Raw genomic sequence first — 18640 nt, 5'->3', positions numbered from 1 at the left:
GGGGCACGGCGATGAGCGACTTCATCGTCGGCCTCACTGGCGGCATCGCCTCCGGCAAGAGCGCCCTCGCCGCCGAGTTCGAGAAGCTGGGTGTGCCCGTAGTCGATGCGGATCTCGTCGCCCGGCAAGTGGTGGCGCCGGGGCCAGTTCTCGACGCCATCGTCGCGCAGTTCGGGGCCGAGGTTTTGCTCACCGACGGAACGCTGGACCGCCAGACCCTGCGCCAGCGCGTCTTTGCAGATACCGCACAACGACGAGTGCTCGAAGCCATCACCCACCCAGCCATCCGCAGCGAACTGCAGCGCGCAGCGCTGGCGGCACCGGCTCCGTACACTATTGTCGCCATCCCCTTACTCGCCGAGGTGGGCGGGCGGGCGGGCTATCCCTGGCTCGATCGCATCCTCGTCGTCGACGTGCCGGTCGCGTTGCAACACCAACGCCTGATGCAGCGCGACGCAGCGACGGCCGAGCTGGCCGACCGCATGATTGCTGCGCAAGCGACGCGCGAGCAGCGGCTGGCCATCGCCGACGATGTGGTCCGTAACGACGGCGTGCCGGAGCAGTTGACGCAGGCGGCACACAGATTGGACGCGGACTATCGGGCACGGTCCGACCGTTAGGCCATCGCGCATCGGCAGTCGCTTATGCACTAGGAATAATAGGTAGATCGCTCATCCGCTCAGACGGAGTTGCAGCGTCTGCTGCAGAGCGCCGAGGGTGCACTGAGGCGATCAAAGAAGCAGCGCAATGCTCGCCAGTAGCGGTCATGCTTTTACGATAAGCTGCTGCCCGCGCAGGCGCGATCACGATGACCTGCAGACATTCTCCAAGGAGTTGGACGCGATGCAGGACATGCAGATATGCGCCCCGGGACACGGGAGCAAGTGGTTCGGAATGCTGTTCGCCATCGCGGTGACGTGTGTTTCCGTCATTCCCACGATACAGATCGCTTATGCATATGACTCAGCCGTTTGCAATGCAGGAACGCGCTTATGCGATCAGGGCCAGGCATATCTCAATGCGATAAAGGAAGGAAACGAAGCAATCTGCATTGGCGAAGGAACATTAGCCGCTGTAAATACCCATGCCAGCTTAGTTCTCGACCTAGCTCATGATCAGCGCTACCAAGCAGTCGTTCAATGCTATAGAGCGTTTGATAACTACACCAGCGAATCTCGCTTAGGCGAGAGCTTTTACCCAGTAAAATGCAGTGCCAGGCCGACATTCACCCCCGCAGCCGGCAGTACTGGCAAAGTCTGCCAGGAGGGCTGCGAATACACGGTAAGCAACAATGGCGGACAGCCGATCGCTACGCCAAACGGTGCAGTCTGCTCGTCACCACCACCGCTTGATCCTGGCAAGAACAATGGCTGTTGCGACGGGACGACAGGCCCCACCACGGCCGGCAACCCGGCTAACGTGTTTACAGGGACCAAGCTCGAAACGACGGCCGACTACCGTGCGCCGGCAGGGCATCTGGAATTCGTCCGTTATTACAGCGGTGCCGTCGGCCTGCAACCCACCAGTGCGCTCGGCAACACCTGGCGCCATAGCTACACCCGGACCATCACCGTCACCGATGCATCGACGCTGATCCTGACGCGCCCCAACGGTAACTTCTACAGGTTCAAGAAATCTGCCAATGGCACCTGGACACCGGACTGGGATGTACGCGAAACGCTGTCCGAAGTGCAAGACAATGGGACGCTGACAGGATGGAAGGTGACTGCCATCGACGACAGCAAAGAGCAGTTCGATCTGGACGGCAAGCTGACCGGCATCAGTTACACCGATGGCGAGCAACTCGCCCTGACTTACGCAGGCGGCCAGTTGCAATCTGTGACGGATACACGTGGCCGTCGCCTGCTCTTTTCCTACCAGGCAGGCAGGATCGCACAAGTTGGACTCCCCGATGGAATGGTGCTGGTCTATGGCTACGACCCCCAGGCGCGATTGAGGTCGGTGACCTTGCAGACAGCTGCAAGAGTGGTGGTGTCGGCTATCGCCGGGTATGACTATGATGATGCGCGCTTTCCGGACGCACTGACCACCCACCGCGATGAGCAGGGCCAGGTGTATGCCTCGTGGACCTACGATGCGCAGCAACGCGTCGTCCGCAGCGTGCACGGCGATCCGACCGGCAAGATCGACGAGGCCACGATTGCTTACGCGGGGAACACGTCCACTGTCTCCAATGCGCTTGGCAATGCGGTAACGCGGACTGGCATCTCAAAACTTGGCCAGGCCAAGGTCACCGCCGTCCAGGGGTTGTGCCCCGAATGCACGGTTGGGGCGTTTCAATCGCGCAGCTACGACGGCAACGGCTATCCCGACCAGGAAGTCGATTTTACAGGTGTGGCAACCGATTGGAGGTACAACAACCGTGGTCTGTTGGCCAGTAAGATCGAAGCGGCCAACAGCAGTAGCGGCCAGAAGCGCACGCTGCAAACGGACTGGCACCCCAGCTTCCGTGGTCCCACCGACCGGCGCACTTACGATGCCAATGATGTCCTGGTAGCAAGGACGACCTGGACCTACAACACCAGGGGGCAGGCACTAACCGTGTCGCAGACGGATCCAAGCGGAGGTCCCACCCGCATCACCACCCAGCGCTACTGCGAAGACAGCGATGCCACCGCCGGCAGTTGTCCCTTGCCCGGCTTGCTGCTGGCCAGCGATGGCGCACGCACGGATATCGCCGACAGCACCAGCTATGCCTATTACACTGCCGACGATGCCAGTTGCACGGCATCGCCGAGTACCTGTCCGCATCGCAAAGGCGACTTGTGGAAAGTCACCAACGCCCTCGGCCGCGTCACCGAATACCTCGCCTACGACGGCGCCGGCCGCCCGCTGTCCATCAAGGACGCCAACGGCATCGTCACTGACTACAGCTATCACCCGCGCGGCTGGCTGACCGCTACGAAAGTGCGCGGTGCCGATGCACCCAGCGAGACCGATGACCGCATCACCCGCATCGACTACTGGCCCACCGGTCTGGTCAAGCAGGTCACCCAGCCCGATGGCGCGTTCACCGCCTTCCGCTACGATGCGGCGCATCGGCTGACCGATATCACCGATAACGCGGGCAATACCGTCCATTACACGCTGGATAACGCCGGCAATCGCGTCAAGGAAGACACCAAGGACGCGGCCGGCACGTTGAAGCGCACGCTCTCGCGTGTCTACAACCAGCTGGGCCAACTCAAGACGCAGGCTACTGCGGCCAGCGACCCCACCGACTTCGAGTACGACGCCAACGGCAACGCCACCAAGGTGACCGATGCACTGGCAACCGCGACGCAGAGCGAGTACGACCCGCTCAATCGCCTGTCGCGCACGCTGCAGGATGTGGCCGGCATCAAGGCCGACACCACCTTCGACTACGACGCGCTGGACAACCTCACCAAGGTCACCGACCCCAAGGGCCTGGATACCAAATACGAGTACAACGGCTTCGGCGATCTGGTGAAGCTCACCAGCCCGGACACCGGCGTCACCAGCTACACCTACGACAGCGCCGGCAACCGTGCCACCCAGACCGACGCGCGCGGCAATACCACCGCCTACGGCTACGACGCGCTCAATCGCCTGACCAAGGTCACCTACCCCACCACCAGCCTCAACGTCACCTACACCTACGACGTGACGCAGACGGCCTGCGCAAGCGGGGAGACCTTCTCCATCGGTCGCCTGACCAAGATGCAGGACGGCGGCGCCATCACCCAGTACTGCTACAACCGCTTCGGCGACCTCGTGCGCAAGGTGCAGACCAGCAACGGCAAAGCGCTGGTGCTGCGTTACGACTACACCGTCGGTGGCCAGTTGCGGCGTATGACGTATCCCGATGGGGCGGTGGTCGATTACGTGCGCAACGCGCAAGGCCAGACCACTGAGGTCGGCGTGACCCCGGCCGGTGGCAGCCGGCAAGTGCTGCTGGGCAACGCCAGCTACTACCCGTTCGGCCCCGCCGCCGGCTGGACCTACGGCAACGGCCGCACCCTCGCCCGTCGTTACGATCTGGACTACCGCCCGCAGGCCATCCAGGACACCCGCCCGGGCGGGCTGGAGGTGGGCTTCGGCTTCGACCCGGTTGGCAACCTCACCGCGCTGACGCCCGCTGGTAATTCCACGCCGGAGATCGGCCTGGGCTACGACGCGCTGGGCCGCCTGACCGGACTCAAGGACGGCCGTACCGGCACCCTGATCGACGGCTACAGCTACGACGCTACCGGCAACCGCCTCAGCGCCAAGGTCGGCACGGCCACGCAGGCCTACACCTACCCGACCGACAGCCACCGCCTCAGCGCAGTGGCAGGCGTCGCCCGCAGTTACGATGCCGCCGGCAACACCACCGCCATCGGCGGCACCGCGCTCCAGTACACCTACGACACCACCGGCCGCATGACCCAGGCCCGCCGCGCCGGCGCGGTAACCATGAACTACCGCTACAACGGCCGTGGCGAGCAGGTGCGCCGCTTCCTCGGCACCACCAACACCTACACGCTCTATGACAAAGCCGGCCATTGGCTGGGCGACTACGACAGCAACGGTGCGCCCAAGCAGCAGGCGATCTGGCTGGACGAGCTGCCGGTGGGCCTACTAGCCAACGCAAGCAAACTGCACTACATCGAACCCGATCACCTGGGCAGCCCACGCGTAGTAATCGATCCCACCCGCGATGTGGCGGTGTGGACATGGAGCTTGAAGGGCGAAGCCTTCGGCAACACCGCGCCGAATCAGGATCCGGATGGGGATGGTGTGGCGCTGGTGTTGGATATGCGGTTTCCGGGGCAGCGGTTTGATGCGGCGAGTGGGTTGAATCAAAACTACTTCCGGGATTATGAGGCGGCTACCGGGCGGTATGTGCAGAGTGATCCGATTGGATTCGAAGGTGGAATCAGCACTTATGGTTATACATTAGGCAATCCGCTTTCGCTTATTGACCCTCTAGGATTGACACCTAATCCAGCGTGCGCCGCTGGCTGGATTGCAGCATGCTCTGCTGTCGGCGGTGGAGTGGGATACTGGGGCGGTGGTGTTTTGGGGGGTGTGGCTGGCTCCGAAGTTCCAATAGCAGGAAATGTAGCTGGATTTGTGGCGGGGTCACAATTAGGCGGAATGGGGGGAGCCTCGGCAGGCGGGATACTGGGTGGATTAACAACTGGCATAGCTTGTCCAGATGAAAAACCATGCCCTCCCTGCAAAACAGTAAATGGCCTCACCGTACCAGTTGGAACGATTGGATATAGACATGATTTGGTTCCGCCATCGAAGCCTCACCACCCTTATCCAGGCGACCATTACAATCTCTACCGTGCAAACCAAAATCCTAACAACTGCCAATGTTTCTGGGTCAATATTGGGGCCAGCGATGCCTCTAACGGCTTACCGCCTCCCGCTGGCTCAATTCCCATAGCTGACTTTTTGAATTAGGTGATGCCATGAATTATGAAAGCGGCGAGATTATTCTTCTAGGTGATTTTGTTTCGCTTGGATCTGATCTGCGTGGAACTGTAGTGGCAATCATCGACCAAGCAGATTATGCGAGGGGATACAGTGAGTGTGACTGGTCATACCTTGGCAAAGGAGTATTGGTGCTTACAGAGGATGCTGGTTTAATTCATGAGCAATCCAACCTAAATTTATCACTCATTCGAAGAGGAAGGATTGTGGACCTATGACCCTCATCAGTGCGTGCGTAACGCGCAGGGCCAAACTACCGAGGTCGGCGTGACCCCGGCAGGCGGCAGCCGGCAGGTGCTGCTGGGCAATGCCAGCTACTACCCGTTCGGTCCGGCCGCCGGCTGGACTTACGGCAATGACCGCACCCTAGCCCGCCGCTACGATCTGGACTACCGCCCGCAGGCGATCCAGTACACCCGCCCGGGCCGGTTGGACGTGGGCTTCGGCTTCGACCCGGTTGGCAACCTCACCGCGCTGACGCCCGCCGGCAATAGGACGCCGGAGATCGGACTGGGCTACGACGCCCTCGGCCGCCTGACTGGCCTCAAGGACGGCAGCACCGGCACGCTGATCGACGGCTACAGCTACGACGCTACCGGCAACCGCCTCAGCGCCAAGGTCGGCACAGCCACGCAGGCCTATACCTACCCCACAGACAGCCACCGCCTCAGTTCCGTGGCCGGCGTGGCCCGCAGTTACGATGCCACCGGCAACACCACCGCCATCGGCGGCACCGCGCGCCAGTACACCTACGACACCACCGGCCGCATGACCCAGGCCCGCCGCGCCGGCGCGGTGACCATGAACTACCTCTACAACGGCCGTGGCGAGCAGGTGCGCCGCTTCCTCGGCACCACCAACACCTACACGCTCTACGATGAAGCCGGCCACTGGCTGGGCGACTACGACAGCAACGGCGCGCCCAAGCAGCAAGCGATCTGGCTGGACGACCTGCCGGTCGGCCTGCTGGCCAACGCCAACTCGCTGCACTACATCGAACCCGATCACCTGGGCAGCCCACGCGTAGTGATCGACCCCAACCGCGATGTGGCGGTGTGGACGTGGAGCTTGAAGGGCGAAGCCTTCGGCAACACCGCCCCGAATCAGGATCCTGATGGGGATGGTGTGGCGGTGGTGTTGGATATGCGCTTCCCGGGGCAGCAGCACGATGCTGCGAGTGGACTGAATCAAAATGGCAACAGGGAATACGAGGCATCCACGGGGCGATATTCGAAATCTGATCCGATTGGCCTGCGTGGCGGTATCGGCACATACAGATATGCCTTCAACAATCCGTTGATGTGGATAGATCCTGATGGCTTGCAGGCAACAATGATTTCACAGGGTCCAGGGATGACCGGCCCTGTGGGTGTCTACAACCCATATGGACCTAACAACCCAAACGATGCAAGCACCCAATTACCTCAAGGCGGTTCAATTAATTTACCCCAGATACCAGAAATTACAGGAGACAGCGTACTTGAGTCGCTATACAAAATGTCGCCTTTAAGCGCCATCAGTCAGTTAGAACAAGCCATCAGTAATAGCATCAATACTTGCGATGATGATGATCGTTGTGAGCGAGAATGGCGTGAGGCGCGCCGAGTGTGTCGTCAGCTAATCTTTGAGCAGATGCAGCAAGCTGCCGGACGCAGAAAAAAAAGAAGCGTGACCGGTGTCACAGGCGGATTCACTGATATCGAGCAATGTGCTCGCGGTCTAGTTAGTCAACAATGCGGTGGAAACAAGGTGCAGAGATGAAAAAAATTCCAGAAACCGAGGGTGATCTTGAGGAACTTCTGCAAACTGCGGAAAAATTCAAGAGTATTGGTAATTTTCAGTCCGCGCTTGAAGTTTGCCAAAAACTTTTGAATGAGCCAGCAACCAACTTAGCAGGATTGCGTGCCCGGGCTGACATATATTCCGAAATGCGCGAAAAAGAACTGGAACTTGCTGATCGCGAATCTCTTGCCAATCTTGGCTCAGAGGAACCGGGCGATCACTATGAGTTGGGCATTGGCTTATGGCGCTCAGGCCGATTCCCTGAAGCAGCAACGGCTTTTTCGGAAGCAATAAGCCTTGGAAATAAAGAGAATTTTGATTACTACACAAACTCATCTCGCATGCATCTAGTAGCAACCCTACTTAAACTAAAGAGATACGATGAAGCATCAAGAGAGTGTTTATTAATACCTGACAATTACTCTTCCTACCTACCTAGCGGAATGATGACAAAAGAGCAGCTAATGGAAATCCTAACGTAGCCAATCAATTTAATTTCATTAGACCATTTTCCGTCACCAAACATCCGACCCACCTACCAAGCAGGCAAAATATGACTTTGGACTTCGGCCGGATCTATACCATTCTTAAAATCAAGCCAAGCTACGACACCCTCGGCCGCCTCACCGGCCTCAAGGACGGCAGCACCGGCACGCTGATCGACGGCTACAGCTACGACGCTACCGGCAACCGCCTCAGCGCCAAGGTCGGCACGGCCACGCAGGCCTACACCTACCCGACCGACAGCCATCGTCTCAGTGCCGTGGCCGGCGTCGCCCGCAGTTACGATGCCGCCGGCAACACCACCGCCGTCGGCGGCACCGCGCGCCAGTACACCTACGACACCACCGGCCGCATGACCCAGGCCCGCCGCGCCGGTGCGGTGACCATGAACTACCGCTACAACGGCCGTGGCGAACAGGTGCGCCGCTTCCTCGGCACCACCAACACCTACACGCTCTACGATGAAGCCGGCCACTGGCTGGGCGACTACGACAACAACGGCGCGCCCAAGCAGCAGGCGATCTGGCTGGACGATCTACCGGTCGGCCTGCTGGCCAACGCCAACACGCTGCACTACATCGAACCCGACCACCTGGGCAGCCCACGCGTGGTGATCGACCCCACCCGCGATGTGGCAGTGTGGACATGGAGCTTGAAAGGCGAAGCCTTCGGCAACACCGCGCCTGATCAGGATCCCGATGGGGATGGCGCGGCGCTGGTGTTGGATATGCGGTTTCCGGGGCAGCGGTTTGATGCGGCGAGTGGATTTAATCAAAACTACTTCCGGGACTACGACGCAGCTACTGGGCGGTATGGACAGAGTGATCCGATTGGTCTCAATGGGGGAATTAACACCTACGCATACGCGTTAAATAGTTCATTTTTATACACAGATATCTATGGGAAATCTGTTACATGCTCGAATACATCATGTCAAGGCGAAAGTAATTCAGTAGCTGAGCTTGTGATCGACTATGGAACTGTCGGTGCCATTTACTTAAGCCAACTCCTCAGAAATTCAGCTGGTGCAGTCCCTAGAAGAGATATGACTCGCCTAGAAGAGCGGCACTACGACAGAACGTGCGTCAATGAAGAAGATCCCTGTAAGGAATTAAAAAGAGCAACACAGCAAGCACTAGCAGATGCGCTCATAAAGATGAATGATATGCTCAGGGACAAGGGAGGGATGTTTGGAACGTCTAAATGGGACACACATGCGGCCGGCCTGCAAGGAAGGCTCGACAATATTGCAGCAATGATTTCTTTGGGTCAGAAGCTTGGCTGCGATATGAGTGCAGAAATAACAATATTTGCAAATTTATCTATGCCGAGGATGCCAAGGTGAAAGTTAGAGTTGACTTTTCTCTCCAGACAAGTAACGGAATTTCAATAGGCCATATGGAGGGAACCTTAGAATTTCCATTGGCCCCTGAGCTTGGCGATACAATTAATTTAATGTTCTCAGGAGAAGGGATTAACATACCTAAAGGCCATGAAAATGGTGGAATCCTGAAAGTAACTGAAAGAATAATAACCCCGAATAAGAACGAAGATTACTTGAGCATAATGCTGGATGACATGATCATTACAGATGATATTCAGGCAGATTTAATAATAAATTATTTAAGTACCAGCTTTAAATTTAATGCAAACCTGTATTAGGGGAAATTTAGTAAGCAAGCTGCAGACTGGCAACGCTCAGCTGGGACAACGCCAGTTGCTCCCCGTTCGGCCGGTCATCCAGCTAACCTACGGCAATGGCCGCACCCTCGCCCGTCGTTACGATCTGGACTACCGCCCGCAGGCCATCCAGGACACCCGCCCGGGCGGGCTGGAGGTGGGCTTCGGCTTCGACCCGGTTGGCAACCTCACCGCGCTGACGCCCGCCGGCAATAGGACGCCGGAGATCGGACTGGGCTACGACACTCTCGGCCGCCTGACCGGCCTCAAGGACGGCGGCACCGGCACCCTGATCGATGGCTACAGCTACGATGCCACCGGCAACCGCCTCAGCGCCAAGGTCGGCACGGCCACGCAGGCCTACGCCTACCCGGCCGACAGCCATCGTCTCAGTGCCGTGGCCGGCGTGGCCCGCAGTTACGATGCCGCCGGCAACACCACCGCCATCGGCGGCACCGCGCGCCAGTACACCTACGACACCACCGGCCGTATGACCCAGGCCCGCCGCACCGGCGCGGTGACCATGAACTACCGCTACAACGGCCGTGGCGAGCAGGTGCGCCGCTTCCTCGGCACCACCAACACCTACACGCTCTACGATGAAGCCGGCCACTGGCTGGGCGACTACGACAGCAACGGCGCGCCCAAGCAGCAAGCGATCTGGCTGGACGACCTGCCGGTCGGCCTGCTGGCCAACGCCAACTCGCTGCACTACATCGAACCCGATCACCTGGGCAGCCCACGCGTAGTGATCGACCCCAACCGCGATGTGGCGGTGTGGACGTGGAGCTTGAAGGGCGAAGCCTTCGGCAACACCGCGCCGAATCAGGATCCGGATGGCGATGGTGCGCCGCTGGTGTTGGATATGCGGTTCCCGGGGCAGCGGTTCGATGCGGCGAGTGGGTTGAATCAGAACTACTTCCGGGACTATGAAGCGGCTACGGGCAGGTATGGGCAGAGTGATCTCATTGGATTGAAAGGCGGGACAAGCACATATAGCTACGTGGCGGCCAATCCGATCAATTCTCTGGATCGGAACGGCTTGCTGGGAACCCCAGGACCTGGCTATAGATTCGAAAATCACAAGGAGCTTGCCCGGGCCGAGGCGATTGCAAAGCTGCAAAGGTGCAATGTAGAAGATTGCGACCCGGGCAACCCTTACAAAATAACCGAGTCGCAGAAGGCGGAGGTAATCTCCAAAGTGATGTTCGCCACCATCTATCGTGACAACTCTGTCGGAACCTGCGGTTATGCAAATCCCAATTTGGACCCAAATGCTATCGGCATCGGCAATGCCATCTTCTCAGGAGCAGGATGCTGCTCAATGGCCTCGGTCATCGCCCATGAAGCTGTGCACTTGGTACTTGGCAGCCCACTTTCGCTTAGCCTTCAGCAAAACTACGAGGGCGTCGCTAGATACTTGCAGCAAAAATGCTTTGGCTGCGGATCTGCCTTTGAATAATATTTTCAAATACCTACTTATCTTTTTTACGGGCAGCATATCCATGCTAACAACGGCGTGTGGGCAAGGTGACATCGAACCGCCCACGCAGATTAGCGTGGGCGGCGATTATGGCGATCTTGGAAAATTCCATAATTGCCAGGCCATTGCCAGAAGACAACTCTCCAAAATTGAGAAGTGTGAAATTAACTTACTCAAGAAAGAGTGCACCCCTTCTGCCGATTGTCTGATCACCTGCCAATCCAGTCCGGATGGACATAAGGCAGGCGGAGGTTGCTACCACCTCTGCTTTAGTACTATAACTGGCCACAACTGGAGCGAAAGACCTAAAACTGATTTCAGCAGCTGCAATGCCCAGTCAAAATGAAATAAAGGATAGTACGGAGAACAGAAAAATCCATATCCATATCCGGCCACACTGTTCGCGGTTGCGCGCAGTGAGCTGAACTTGAGAACCTTCAGAAGCTCTTTTGCGGATAAACATCGCAACGGATCGCACGATCACGATATTTGCCCTGACCGCTGGTACGACAAAGCTTACTTTTCATCTGATCCTACTACACTCATTTTGAGCAGTTGACATCCCAAGCAACCAGTAGCAATCCCTGCCTCAAGGAGCGTAGAAACTCCTCTTATAGCGGCACCCACCTCCATCTAACTGGTGGGTTTTTTGTGCCTGTTCGCAGGCGCAAACCGACGCGATGCCTGCGTAGGGAGGACGACCAATACAACACTCCTTCGGGAGAAATACGCCCGCCGACTATGCACGGTTTCTAACCTCCCGACATCCCGTCGCCGGCCGGCGACGGTGCCTTTTCTTGGCAGGAAGCGTTGTCATGACAGATGCATCGGTATTGCAGATTGGTGAGTGTCGTCGCTCCGTGGTGCTGGCGGAGGTGAGACGATGAGCCGGACGCAGTCTCCAACCGCCAAGCGGTCCAAATTAAATGCCAAGCCCGGCTCTACCACCAAGCGGGCAGCCACGCCGATAAAGGACACGCAGCCCATGCGGCTGTTGCCGTCACCCACATTCGATGTGGACAACCACGCCTTTGACCGTCGCCACAGGCCTCGCGCGGACGATCTGCCGCCGCGGCCACCGCGCAAGGCGCGCACACCCATGCGCTGCACGGTGGGTTATGCGTTCTACGAGGCCGAACCCGGCCGGCCGCACACCCAGCGCATCCCGAGCGTGCGCTTGCGCGGGCTGTGGCTGGAGCAGTTGGGGTTTGCGGTTGGGTGCAAGCTGCAGATCACTGCGCGTGCGGGCGAGTTGGTGGTGACGGTGGTAGAGCGTTGAAAGGCGTTTTGGGTGCGGTTATTGTTTGGAGGCACTGCCGTGGGGAGGACGATACGTGTAAAGCCCTCGCGCCCGGGTGCGCTCCTACGGGAGTGCGGGTGGTGGTCAGCGATGGAACGCCAGTGTTGCGATGACGCCGCGCTGCTGGCCTGGGCGCACGCTAACGCGCCAGCCGTATAGGTCGCATAGCCGGCTGACGATCGACAGGCCGATGCCGCCGCCTTGCGAGTGGCCGGCGTGGGTGCCGCGGTAACCGCGCTGGAACAGTTTGGCCGCGTCCTCTTCGCTCAGGCCGGGGCCGGAGTCGATGACTTCCACGCAGTCGCCGCGCACGCGTACGCGCACCTGGCCGTCCTGGGTGTACTTGACCGCATTGCCGATCAGGTTGCCCAGCGCCACCGACAAGGCGGATTCGGGCGCGTCGATGACCAGGTCGCGCTCGCCTTCCAACAGCAGTTCCAGCGGTTTGCCACCGAGCTGGGCGCGGTGCGAGTCGATGAGTTGCTCGGCCACCTTGGCCACATTGCTGCTGCCCTGCCCGCGCTCGTTACGCGAGAGCAGCAGCAACGAGCCGATCAAATCGCTGCACTGCTGTTCGGCGCGCTGGATGCGTTGCAGCCGCTGCAGGACTTTTTCGTCCAGGTTGGGTTTGGTGAGCAGCAACTCGGTGGCGCCGCGAATGACCGCCAGCGGCGTGCGCAGTTCATGGCTGACGTCGGCGTTGAATTCGCGGTCGCGCTGTACCACTTCGGTCAGACGCGCCGAGTAGTCGTCCAGCGCTTCGGCGAGCTGGCCAACTTCGTCGTCCGGGAAATGTGCGGCCAGCGGCTTGGGTTGACTGGTGCCGCCGCGATACGCGCGCAGGCGTGCGGCCAGATCGGAGACGGGGCGCATCACCTTGGATGCCGACCACCAGCCGATCAGCAGCGAAAACCCGCTGAACACCAGCACCGACAAGATGAGGGTGCGCTTGAGCTGGATTTCGCCCTTCAGCGCCTGGGTCATGTCATAGGCGAGAAAGAACCATTCGCTGGGTGTCTTGCGCACCGCCAGTTTGTAGGAATACGTATTGCCGCTCTCATCTACGCCGGTGATGGTGTGGATGCCGTCTGGCAGCTGATACCACTCCGGTTGTTCGCGGCGCAGCGCCTCGAACTTGTCGCTTTTGACCACGCGCCCGCGCATCTGCTGTAACGGCAGATCGGGGTTGCGCATCGGGTCGGAGTAGAAACGCTGCGCGAAGGCGTCGATGTTGCGGTTCATCACATCTTCGACCAACTGGTTTTCCACGCGTGAGCGCGCCCAGTTGGTGGCGAAGGCGAACAAGGTCGTCAGGCAGAAACCCAACAACACGAACGACAAGATGATGCGACTGCGCAGGCGCCGCCGATAGCGACCGCGCGTGCGCACCGGCCGCGCATCGCTAGTGCTGTCAGGCATCGGGCGAGGCGATGCGATAGCCGATGCCGTGACGGGTCTGGATCATCGGCACATCGAACGGCTTGTCGACCACTGCGCGCAGGCCGTGGATATGCACGCGCAACGAATCGGAGTCGGGCAGCTCTTCGCCCCACACGCGGGTTTCCAGTTCCTGGCGCGTCACCACCGCTGGCGAGGCTTCCATCAGTGCCTGCAGGATCTTCAGTGCGGTCGGGTTGAGCTGCAGCAGCTTGCCGCGACGGCGCACTTCCAGCGTATCCAGGTTGTATTCCAGATCGCCGGTTTCCAGCACGCGGGTATGCACGCCCTTGCCACGACGCGACAGTGCGTTGAGGCGCACTTCCACTTCCTGCAGCGCGAACGGCTTGATCAGGTAGTCGTCGGCACCGGAGTCGAAGCCGGCCAGCTTGTTGTCCAGCGAGTCGCGCGCGGTCAGCATCAGCACCGGCGTCTGCTTGCGCGCTTCGTTGCGCAGCTTGCGGCAGACCTCGATGCCGTCCATGCCGGGCAGGTTGAGATCGAGCACGATGGCGTCGAACTCGTGGACCACCGCCAAATGCAGGCCGGTGACGCCATCGGCGGCGAAATCCACCGTGTGGCCACGGTCTTCAAGATAGTCGCCCAGATTGGCGGCGATATCGCTGTTGTCTTCAATTACTAGAATTCGCACTGGAACCTCATTGGTTAAGCTGTTTTTAGCGCTGGCGCCGAGAAATTTCGTTTCGACTCACAATGGTCTGATGGCGCCGCTAGGCAGCCGTCATGTCCTGCTTCGTCGTCATCTGCAAACCGAGTGCACGCTTGCGCCAGCACATACGCCGGCGATCTTCGCGTGCCTTGGTCAAAATTCGGGTGACAAGCTCCTGATCGTTGCGGACGGCTGCCAGTTGCTCTGGCGGCAGTGCGTGAATATCTGACCGCGTCTGGCATGCTGCTTCGCTTCGATCACGCGCCACACTCAGCTTAACGCGCTCATCCTGACTGATCTCGGAGTCCTTCTCGCCCTGCGCAAGATCGGTACGGACCTGCGTTGCCTGTGACTTGAACGGATTGTCCATCACCAGCATGTCCGCCATGGCGTGACCACTCGCTAGGCCCGTCGCGAGCAGCAGCCCCGCCACACTCCACCGCCTTGCCATGCGACGCCTCCTTGTGTGCCCGACCGATTTAACATTGGCGAATGTAGACGCGAACCTCAACAGCAGCAAGCCGTCCATAAAAAGGCCCAAGTGCGACACCGCACTTGGGCCAAAAGTTCATCCCGATCACCGTCACTGCCGAGAGCGGAGCTACGGTCGGGAGAGGCTAGCGAGGCGACAATTAGATTTTCGTTAATTTTTTGGTAAAACTGTTTAGTCAGCCGATCGGCGGACGGACTGCTCCAGGTGCTGGACGATTGCACCGGCCACGTCCACGCCGCACACGCCCTCCACGCCTTCCAGGCCGGGGGTGGAGTTGACCTCCAACACCAGCGGGCCGCGTTTGGAACGGATCAGGTCCACCCCCGCCACCGCCAAGCCCAGTGCGCGTGCCGAGCGCACCGCCACCTCTCGCTCCAGTTCGGTGGCCTCGGCCACGACCGCTGTGCCGCCCAGATGCAGATTGGAACGGAAATCGCCTTCGGCCGCCTGACGGCGCATCGCCGCGACCACGCGGTCGCCGACCACGAAGCAGCGCAGGTCGGCGCCCTCGGCTTCGCCGATGAATTCCTGCACGATGAAATTGGCGTACAACCCGCGCAGCGCTTCGACCACCCCGCGTGAGGCGCTGGCCTTTTCGGTCAGGATCACCCCGGCGCCTTGCGCACCTTCGTTCAACTTCACCACATGCGGCGGCGGGCCGAGCATGGAAAGCAGGTCCTGGGTGTCGTCGGGGTTATCGCCGAACACGGTGACCGGCATGTCGATGCCCTGCGCGGCCAGCAACTGATGCGCGCGCAATTTGTCGCGCGCGCGCAGGATGGCGTCCGACGGGTTAGGCGTGTAGGTGCCCATGAATTCGAGCTGGCGCAACACGGCGGTGCCGTAGCGGGTGACCGAGGCACCGATACGCGGAATCACCGCGTCGAAGCCGGTGATCGGCTTGCCCTTGTAGTGCAGGCTGAAGCCGTCGGCGGCGATGCGCATGTAGCAACGCAACGGGTCGAGAATGCGCACAGTGTGACCACGCTTGCGTCCGGCTTCGATGAGCCGTCGGGTCGAATACAGTTTGCTGTTGCGGGAAAGGATGGCGATTTTCATCGCGGCGGGCACACGGCGCGGCTTGGACATGGGCAGAGTCTGATGACGAAGTGACCCAAGTCCGCGCAGTGCCCCATTACGTGTGCACGGCAGCCTCGCCTTGCACACCGCATCGGCCGACCGCAACGGATCCCGAGAACGGAAGAACGACGGTACCGCGACAAGCCGAGACACGCAGTCGCTGCACGAACTCGGCCGGAGCGATGCTAGCAGGGCGCCTGCGCGAGGCTCAAGCTGCACATGCGCGCATGTGCGTAAAGCGCGACATGCGCACGCCCGCGATCGCACTGCATCGGATACCGGCGACACGGGACCTGCGCTTGGCCGCTACGCGGCGCGTCGGCATTTGCCGGCAGGCCAGCGTGGCAGTGCGTCAATCGCGCCATCCCGCCGGCCCGCCCTCACGCCACACCCCTGTTGCCGTAACGCGTTTTGCACAGCTGGAAACGCGATGCTTGAGACCCCTCAATGCCGGCATGCCGGCGCATCCGAGACTCTCCATGCGACGTCCAGCAAGCGCGGCTTATGCCAACCCCTCCCGTATCCGTCAGGGGCGGCCGTTCCCTCGCGGCGCCGTCTTCGACGGCAAGGGCACCAACTTCGCGTTGTTTTCCGCGCATGCCACCCGTGTAGAGCTGTGCCTGTTCGACGAACAGGGCAACGAAACGCGCGTCGACCTTCCCGAATACACCAACGAGATCTGGCACGGCTATTTGCCCGATGCCAAGCCGGGGCAGCGCTATGGTTACCGTGTGCATGGCCCCTATGCGCCAACCGAAGGTCACCGCTTCAATCACAACAAGCTGCTGCTGGATCCGTATGCACGCGAGCTCGAAGGCGATCTGATCTGGGCAGATGAGCTCTATGGCTACACCGTCGGCCATCCGGATGGTGACCTGAGCTTCGACGAGCGCGATAGCGCGCCATTCATGCCCAAGTGCGTCGTGGTCGAAGACACCTACGATTGGGGCGACGATGCGCGCCTGCTCAAGCCGTGGAACGAAACGGTCATCTACGAAACCCATGTGCGCGGCTACACGATGCGTCACCCGCAGGTGCCCGACGCCGTGCGCGGCACCTTCGCAGGTCTTGCCCAACCGCAGGTACTGCAGTACATCAAGGCGCTGGGCATCACTGCCGTCGAGCTCTTGCCGGTACACGCGTATCTGGATGACCAGCATCTGCTGGACAAGGGGCTGCGCAATTACTGGGGCTACAACAGCATCGGCTTTTTTGCGCTGAAGTCGCGTTACCTCTCCAGCGGCCACCGCGACGAGTTCCGCGACATGGTCAAGGCCATGCACAAGCAGGGTCTGGAAGTGATTCTGGACGTGGTCTACAACCATACCGCCGAAGGCAGCGAGTTGGGGCCAACCCTGTCGTTCAAGGGCATCGACAATGCCAGTTATTACCGGCTTGCCGAAGACAAGCGCTACTACATCAACGACACCGGCACGGGCAACACGCTCAATCTGAGCAACTCGCGGGTGATCCAGTTCGTCAACGATTCGCTGCGCTATTGGGCCGGCGAAATGCACGTGGACGGTTTCCGCTTCGACCTGGCCACCATCCTGGGGCGCGAGCCGAGCGGTTTCGACCAGCGCGGCGGTTTTCTGGACGCCTGCAATCAGGACCCTCTGCTGTCGGAAGTCAAACTCATCGCCGAACCCTGGGATTGCGGCCCGGGCGGCTACCAGGTGGGTCATTTCCCGCCGGGCTGGTCGGAGTGGAACGACAAGTTCCGCGACAACGCGCGCGAGTTCTGGAAGGGCGAGGATGGCAAGCTGGCCGAGTTCGCGACCCGTTTCACCGGCTCGGCCGATCTGTTCGATCGCCGCGGCCGCCGCCCTTGGGCCTCGGTCAACTTCATCACCGCGCATGACGGGTTCACTCTGCGCGATCTGGTGAGCTACAACGAAAAGCACAATAGCGACAACGGCGAAGACAACCGCGACGGCTCTTCGAACGATGGGTCCTGCAATTACGGCGAAGAAGGCGACACCGACAATGCCGACATCCTGCAGATTCGCGAGCGGCAAATGAAGAATCTGCTTGCAACGCTACTGCTGTCGCAAGGCACGCCGATGATGCTCAGCGGCGACGAGCGTGCACAGTCCCAGGGCGGCAACAACAACACCTATTGCCAGGACAACGAAATCACCTGGCTGGATTGGGAAAACGACCCGACCGACGGCCGGCTCACCCAATTCGTCAAGGCATTGACCGCGCTGCGCAAGCGCTACCCGATTCTGTCGCGTGGCCGCTTCCTCAATGGGCAATACAACGAAGAAGCGGGCCTGCGCGATCTCACCTGGCTCAATCCCGGCGGCACCGAGATGGAGGATGCGCATTGGACCGATGCCGGCGCGCGCTCGGTTGGCTTAGTGCTCGAAGGCAAGGCGCAGACCTCCGGCGTCAAGGAACTGGCCAACGACGACACGTTGCTGATCGTCATCAATGCGTATCACGAAGGCGTGACCTTTACCCTGCCCTCCTCGGATGAGCCGCTGCACTGGAAGCTGGTGCTTTCGACAGATGAAGCGCTGGAAGTGGACATGATGCCGGCCGGTGCCAGCCAATTCCTGGCACCGCCACGCAGCGTGTCGGTCTTCGAGTGCAAGAGCGATCAATAGGGTTCTCTACGCAACACGCAAACGATGAACGACGCTTGCTGCCTGCCGGTATTCGGTGGGCAGCGAGCGTTTTCGTTTTGGCCGTCGAAATGACAGACCTGTCTTGCGTGCGTTTCACGATGATGCCGGTGGC

Annotated in this window: 13 protein-coding genes and 2 pseudogenes; 11 read left to right on the top strand and 4 right to left on the bottom strand. The window is 60.0% G+C overall.

Annotated features, from left to right (window positions below):
- Nucleotides 1-11 precede the first annotated feature (11 nt).
- From coaE to M0D43_RS16610, 10 genes and pseudogenes are all read left to right on the top strand, one after another.
- The gene (gene coaE, locus M0D43_RS16655) at nucleotides 12-620 is read left to right on the top strand and encodes a dephospho-CoA kinase (protein WP_101361876.1); all 609 of its coding nucleotides are present in this window, start codon (nucleotides 12-14) and stop codon (nucleotides 618-620) included.
- A gap of 223 nt (nucleotides 621-843) precedes the next feature.
- Nucleotides 844-5436, top strand: coding sequence for an RHS repeat-associated core domain-containing protein (locus M0D43_RS16650; RefSeq protein WP_252162271.1), 4593 nt, complete (start codon nucleotides 844-846; stop codon nucleotides 5434-5436).
- Nucleotides 5437-5444: 8 nt separating this feature from the next.
- Nucleotides 5445-5684: a hypothetical protein gene (locus M0D43_RS16645; RefSeq protein WP_126952919.1), complete on the top strand. Its 240-nt coding sequence runs from the start codon at nucleotides 5445-5447 to the stop codon at nucleotides 5682-5684.
- Between the two features lie 76 nt (nucleotides 5685-5760).
- Nucleotides 5761-7227, top strand: coding sequence for an RHS repeat domain-containing protein (locus M0D43_RS16640; protein ID WP_260808283.1), 1467 nt, complete (start codon nucleotides 5761-5763; stop codon nucleotides 7225-7227).
- A complete protein-coding gene (locus tag M0D43_RS16635) occupies nucleotides 7224-7730 on the top strand; it encodes a tetratricopeptide repeat protein (RefSeq protein ID WP_252162270.1) in 507 nt (168 codons plus the stop codon). Before M0D43_RS16640 ends, M0D43_RS16635 begins: the two co-directional genes overlap by 4 nt.
- Nucleotides 7731-7852: 122 nt before the next feature.
- A pseudogene (locus M0D43_RS16630) lies at nucleotides 7853-8656 on the top strand (RHS repeat-associated core domain-containing protein); the annotation flags it as partial.
- A gap of 437 nt (nucleotides 8657-9093) precedes the next feature.
- Entirely contained in the window at nucleotides 9094-9414 is a 321-nt protein-coding gene (locus M0D43_RS16625; protein ID WP_252162269.1) for a hypothetical protein, read from the top strand.
- Nucleotides 9415-9493: 79 nt separating this feature from the next.
- Nucleotides 9494-10894 (top strand): annotated as a pseudogene (locus M0D43_RS16620) (RHS repeat domain-containing protein); the annotation flags it as partial.
- Complete coding sequence (locus tag M0D43_RS16615) at nucleotides 10887-11261, top strand: hypothetical protein (protein WP_252162268.1); 375 nt, start codon at nucleotides 10887-10889, stop codon at nucleotides 11259-11261. The pseudogene M0D43_RS16620 and the gene M0D43_RS16615, both read left to right, overlap by 8 nt.
- 537 nt (nucleotides 11262-11798) lie before the next feature.
- Nucleotides 11799-12194 carry a SymE family type I addiction module toxin gene (locus M0D43_RS16610; RefSeq protein WP_252162267.1) on the top strand — a complete coding sequence of 132 codons (396 nt, stop codon included), beginning with the start codon at nucleotides 11799-11801 and terminating at the stop codon, nucleotides 12192-12194.
- 105 nt (nucleotides 12195-12299) lie between these two features.
- Here the strand turns inward: M0D43_RS16610 and M0D43_RS16605 are convergent, their stop codons facing one another.
- The 4 genes from M0D43_RS16605 to rimK form a co-directional block, all read right to left on the bottom strand.
- The gene (locus M0D43_RS16605) at nucleotides 12300-13634 is read right to left on the bottom strand and encodes a sensor histidine kinase (RefSeq protein ID WP_252162266.1); all 1335 of its coding nucleotides are present in this window, start codon (nucleotides 13632-13634) and stop codon (nucleotides 12300-12302) included.
- Nucleotides 13627-14304, bottom strand: a complete 678-nt coding sequence (locus tag M0D43_RS16600; protein ID WP_003490678.1) for a response regulator transcription factor — start codon at nucleotides 14302-14304, stop codon at nucleotides 13627-13629. Before M0D43_RS16600 ends, M0D43_RS16605 begins: the two co-directional genes overlap by 8 nt.
- A 79-nt stretch (nucleotides 14305-14383) precedes the next feature.
- Nucleotides 14384-14773, bottom strand: coding sequence for a hypothetical protein (locus tag M0D43_RS16595; protein WP_252162265.1), 390 nt, complete (start codon nucleotides 14771-14773; stop codon nucleotides 14384-14386).
- Between the two features lie 213 nt (nucleotides 14774-14986).
- On the bottom strand, nucleotides 14987-15874 hold the full coding sequence (gene rimK / locus M0D43_RS16590; RefSeq protein WP_484637060.1) for a 30S ribosomal protein S6--L-glutamate ligase: 888 nt from the start codon (nucleotides 15872-15874) through the stop codon (nucleotides 14987-14989).
- A 500-nt stretch (nucleotides 15875-16374) separates the two neighbouring features.
- Here rimK and glgX point away from each other — a divergent pair, with 500 nt between their 5' ends.
- On the top strand, nucleotides 16375-18507 hold the full coding sequence (glgX, locus tag M0D43_RS16585) for a glycogen debranching protein GlgX (protein ID WP_252162263.1): 2133 nt from the start codon (nucleotides 16375-16377) through the stop codon (nucleotides 18505-18507).
- The last annotated feature ends 133 nt before the right edge of the window (nucleotides 18508-18640 follow it).

Source organism: Xanthomonas prunicola, assembly GCF_025266575.1.
Classification (GTDB): domain Bacteria; phylum Pseudomonadota; class Gammaproteobacteria; order Xanthomonadales; family Xanthomonadaceae; genus Xanthomonas; species Xanthomonas prunicola.
Note: the sequence above shows the minus strand (reverse complement) of the source record. Positions and strands in the feature narration are given on the sequence as shown.

Bases quoted from the DNA above. Each gene is read 5' to 3' on its own strand.
- coaE (WP_101361876.1), top strand. From the start codon at position 12: ATGAGCGACTTCATCGTCGGCCTCACTGGCGGCATCGCCTCCGGCAAG.
- M0D43_RS16610 (WP_252162267.1), top strand. From the start codon at position 11,799: ATGAGCCGGACGCAGTCTCCAACCGCCAAGCGGTCCAAATTAAATGCC.
- M0D43_RS16605 (WP_252162266.1), bottom strand. From the start codon at position 13,634: ATGCCTGACAGCACTAGCGATGCGCGGCCGGTGCGCACGCGCGGTCGC.
- M0D43_RS16650 (WP_252162271.1), top strand. From the start codon at position 844: ATGCAGGACATGCAGATATGCGCCCCGGGACACGGGAGCAAGTGGTTC.
- M0D43_RS16635 (WP_252162270.1), top strand. From the start codon at position 7,224: ATGAAAAAAATTCCAGAAACCGAGGGTGATCTTGAGGAACTTCTGCAA.
- rimK (WP_484637060.1), bottom strand. From the start codon at position 15,874: ATGAAAATCGCCATCCTTTCCCGCAACAGCAAACTGTATTCGACCCGA.
- M0D43_RS16645 (WP_126952919.1), top strand. From the start codon at position 5,445: ATGAATTATGAAAGCGGCGAGATTATTCTTCTAGGTGATTTTGTTTCG.
- M0D43_RS16595 (WP_252162265.1), bottom strand. From the start codon at position 14,773: ATGGCAAGGCGGTGGAGTGTGGCGGGGCTGCTGCTCGCGACGGGCCTA.
- glgX (WP_252162263.1), top strand. From the start codon at position 16,375: ATGCGACGTCCAGCAAGCGCGGCTTATGCCAACCCCTCCCGTATCCGT.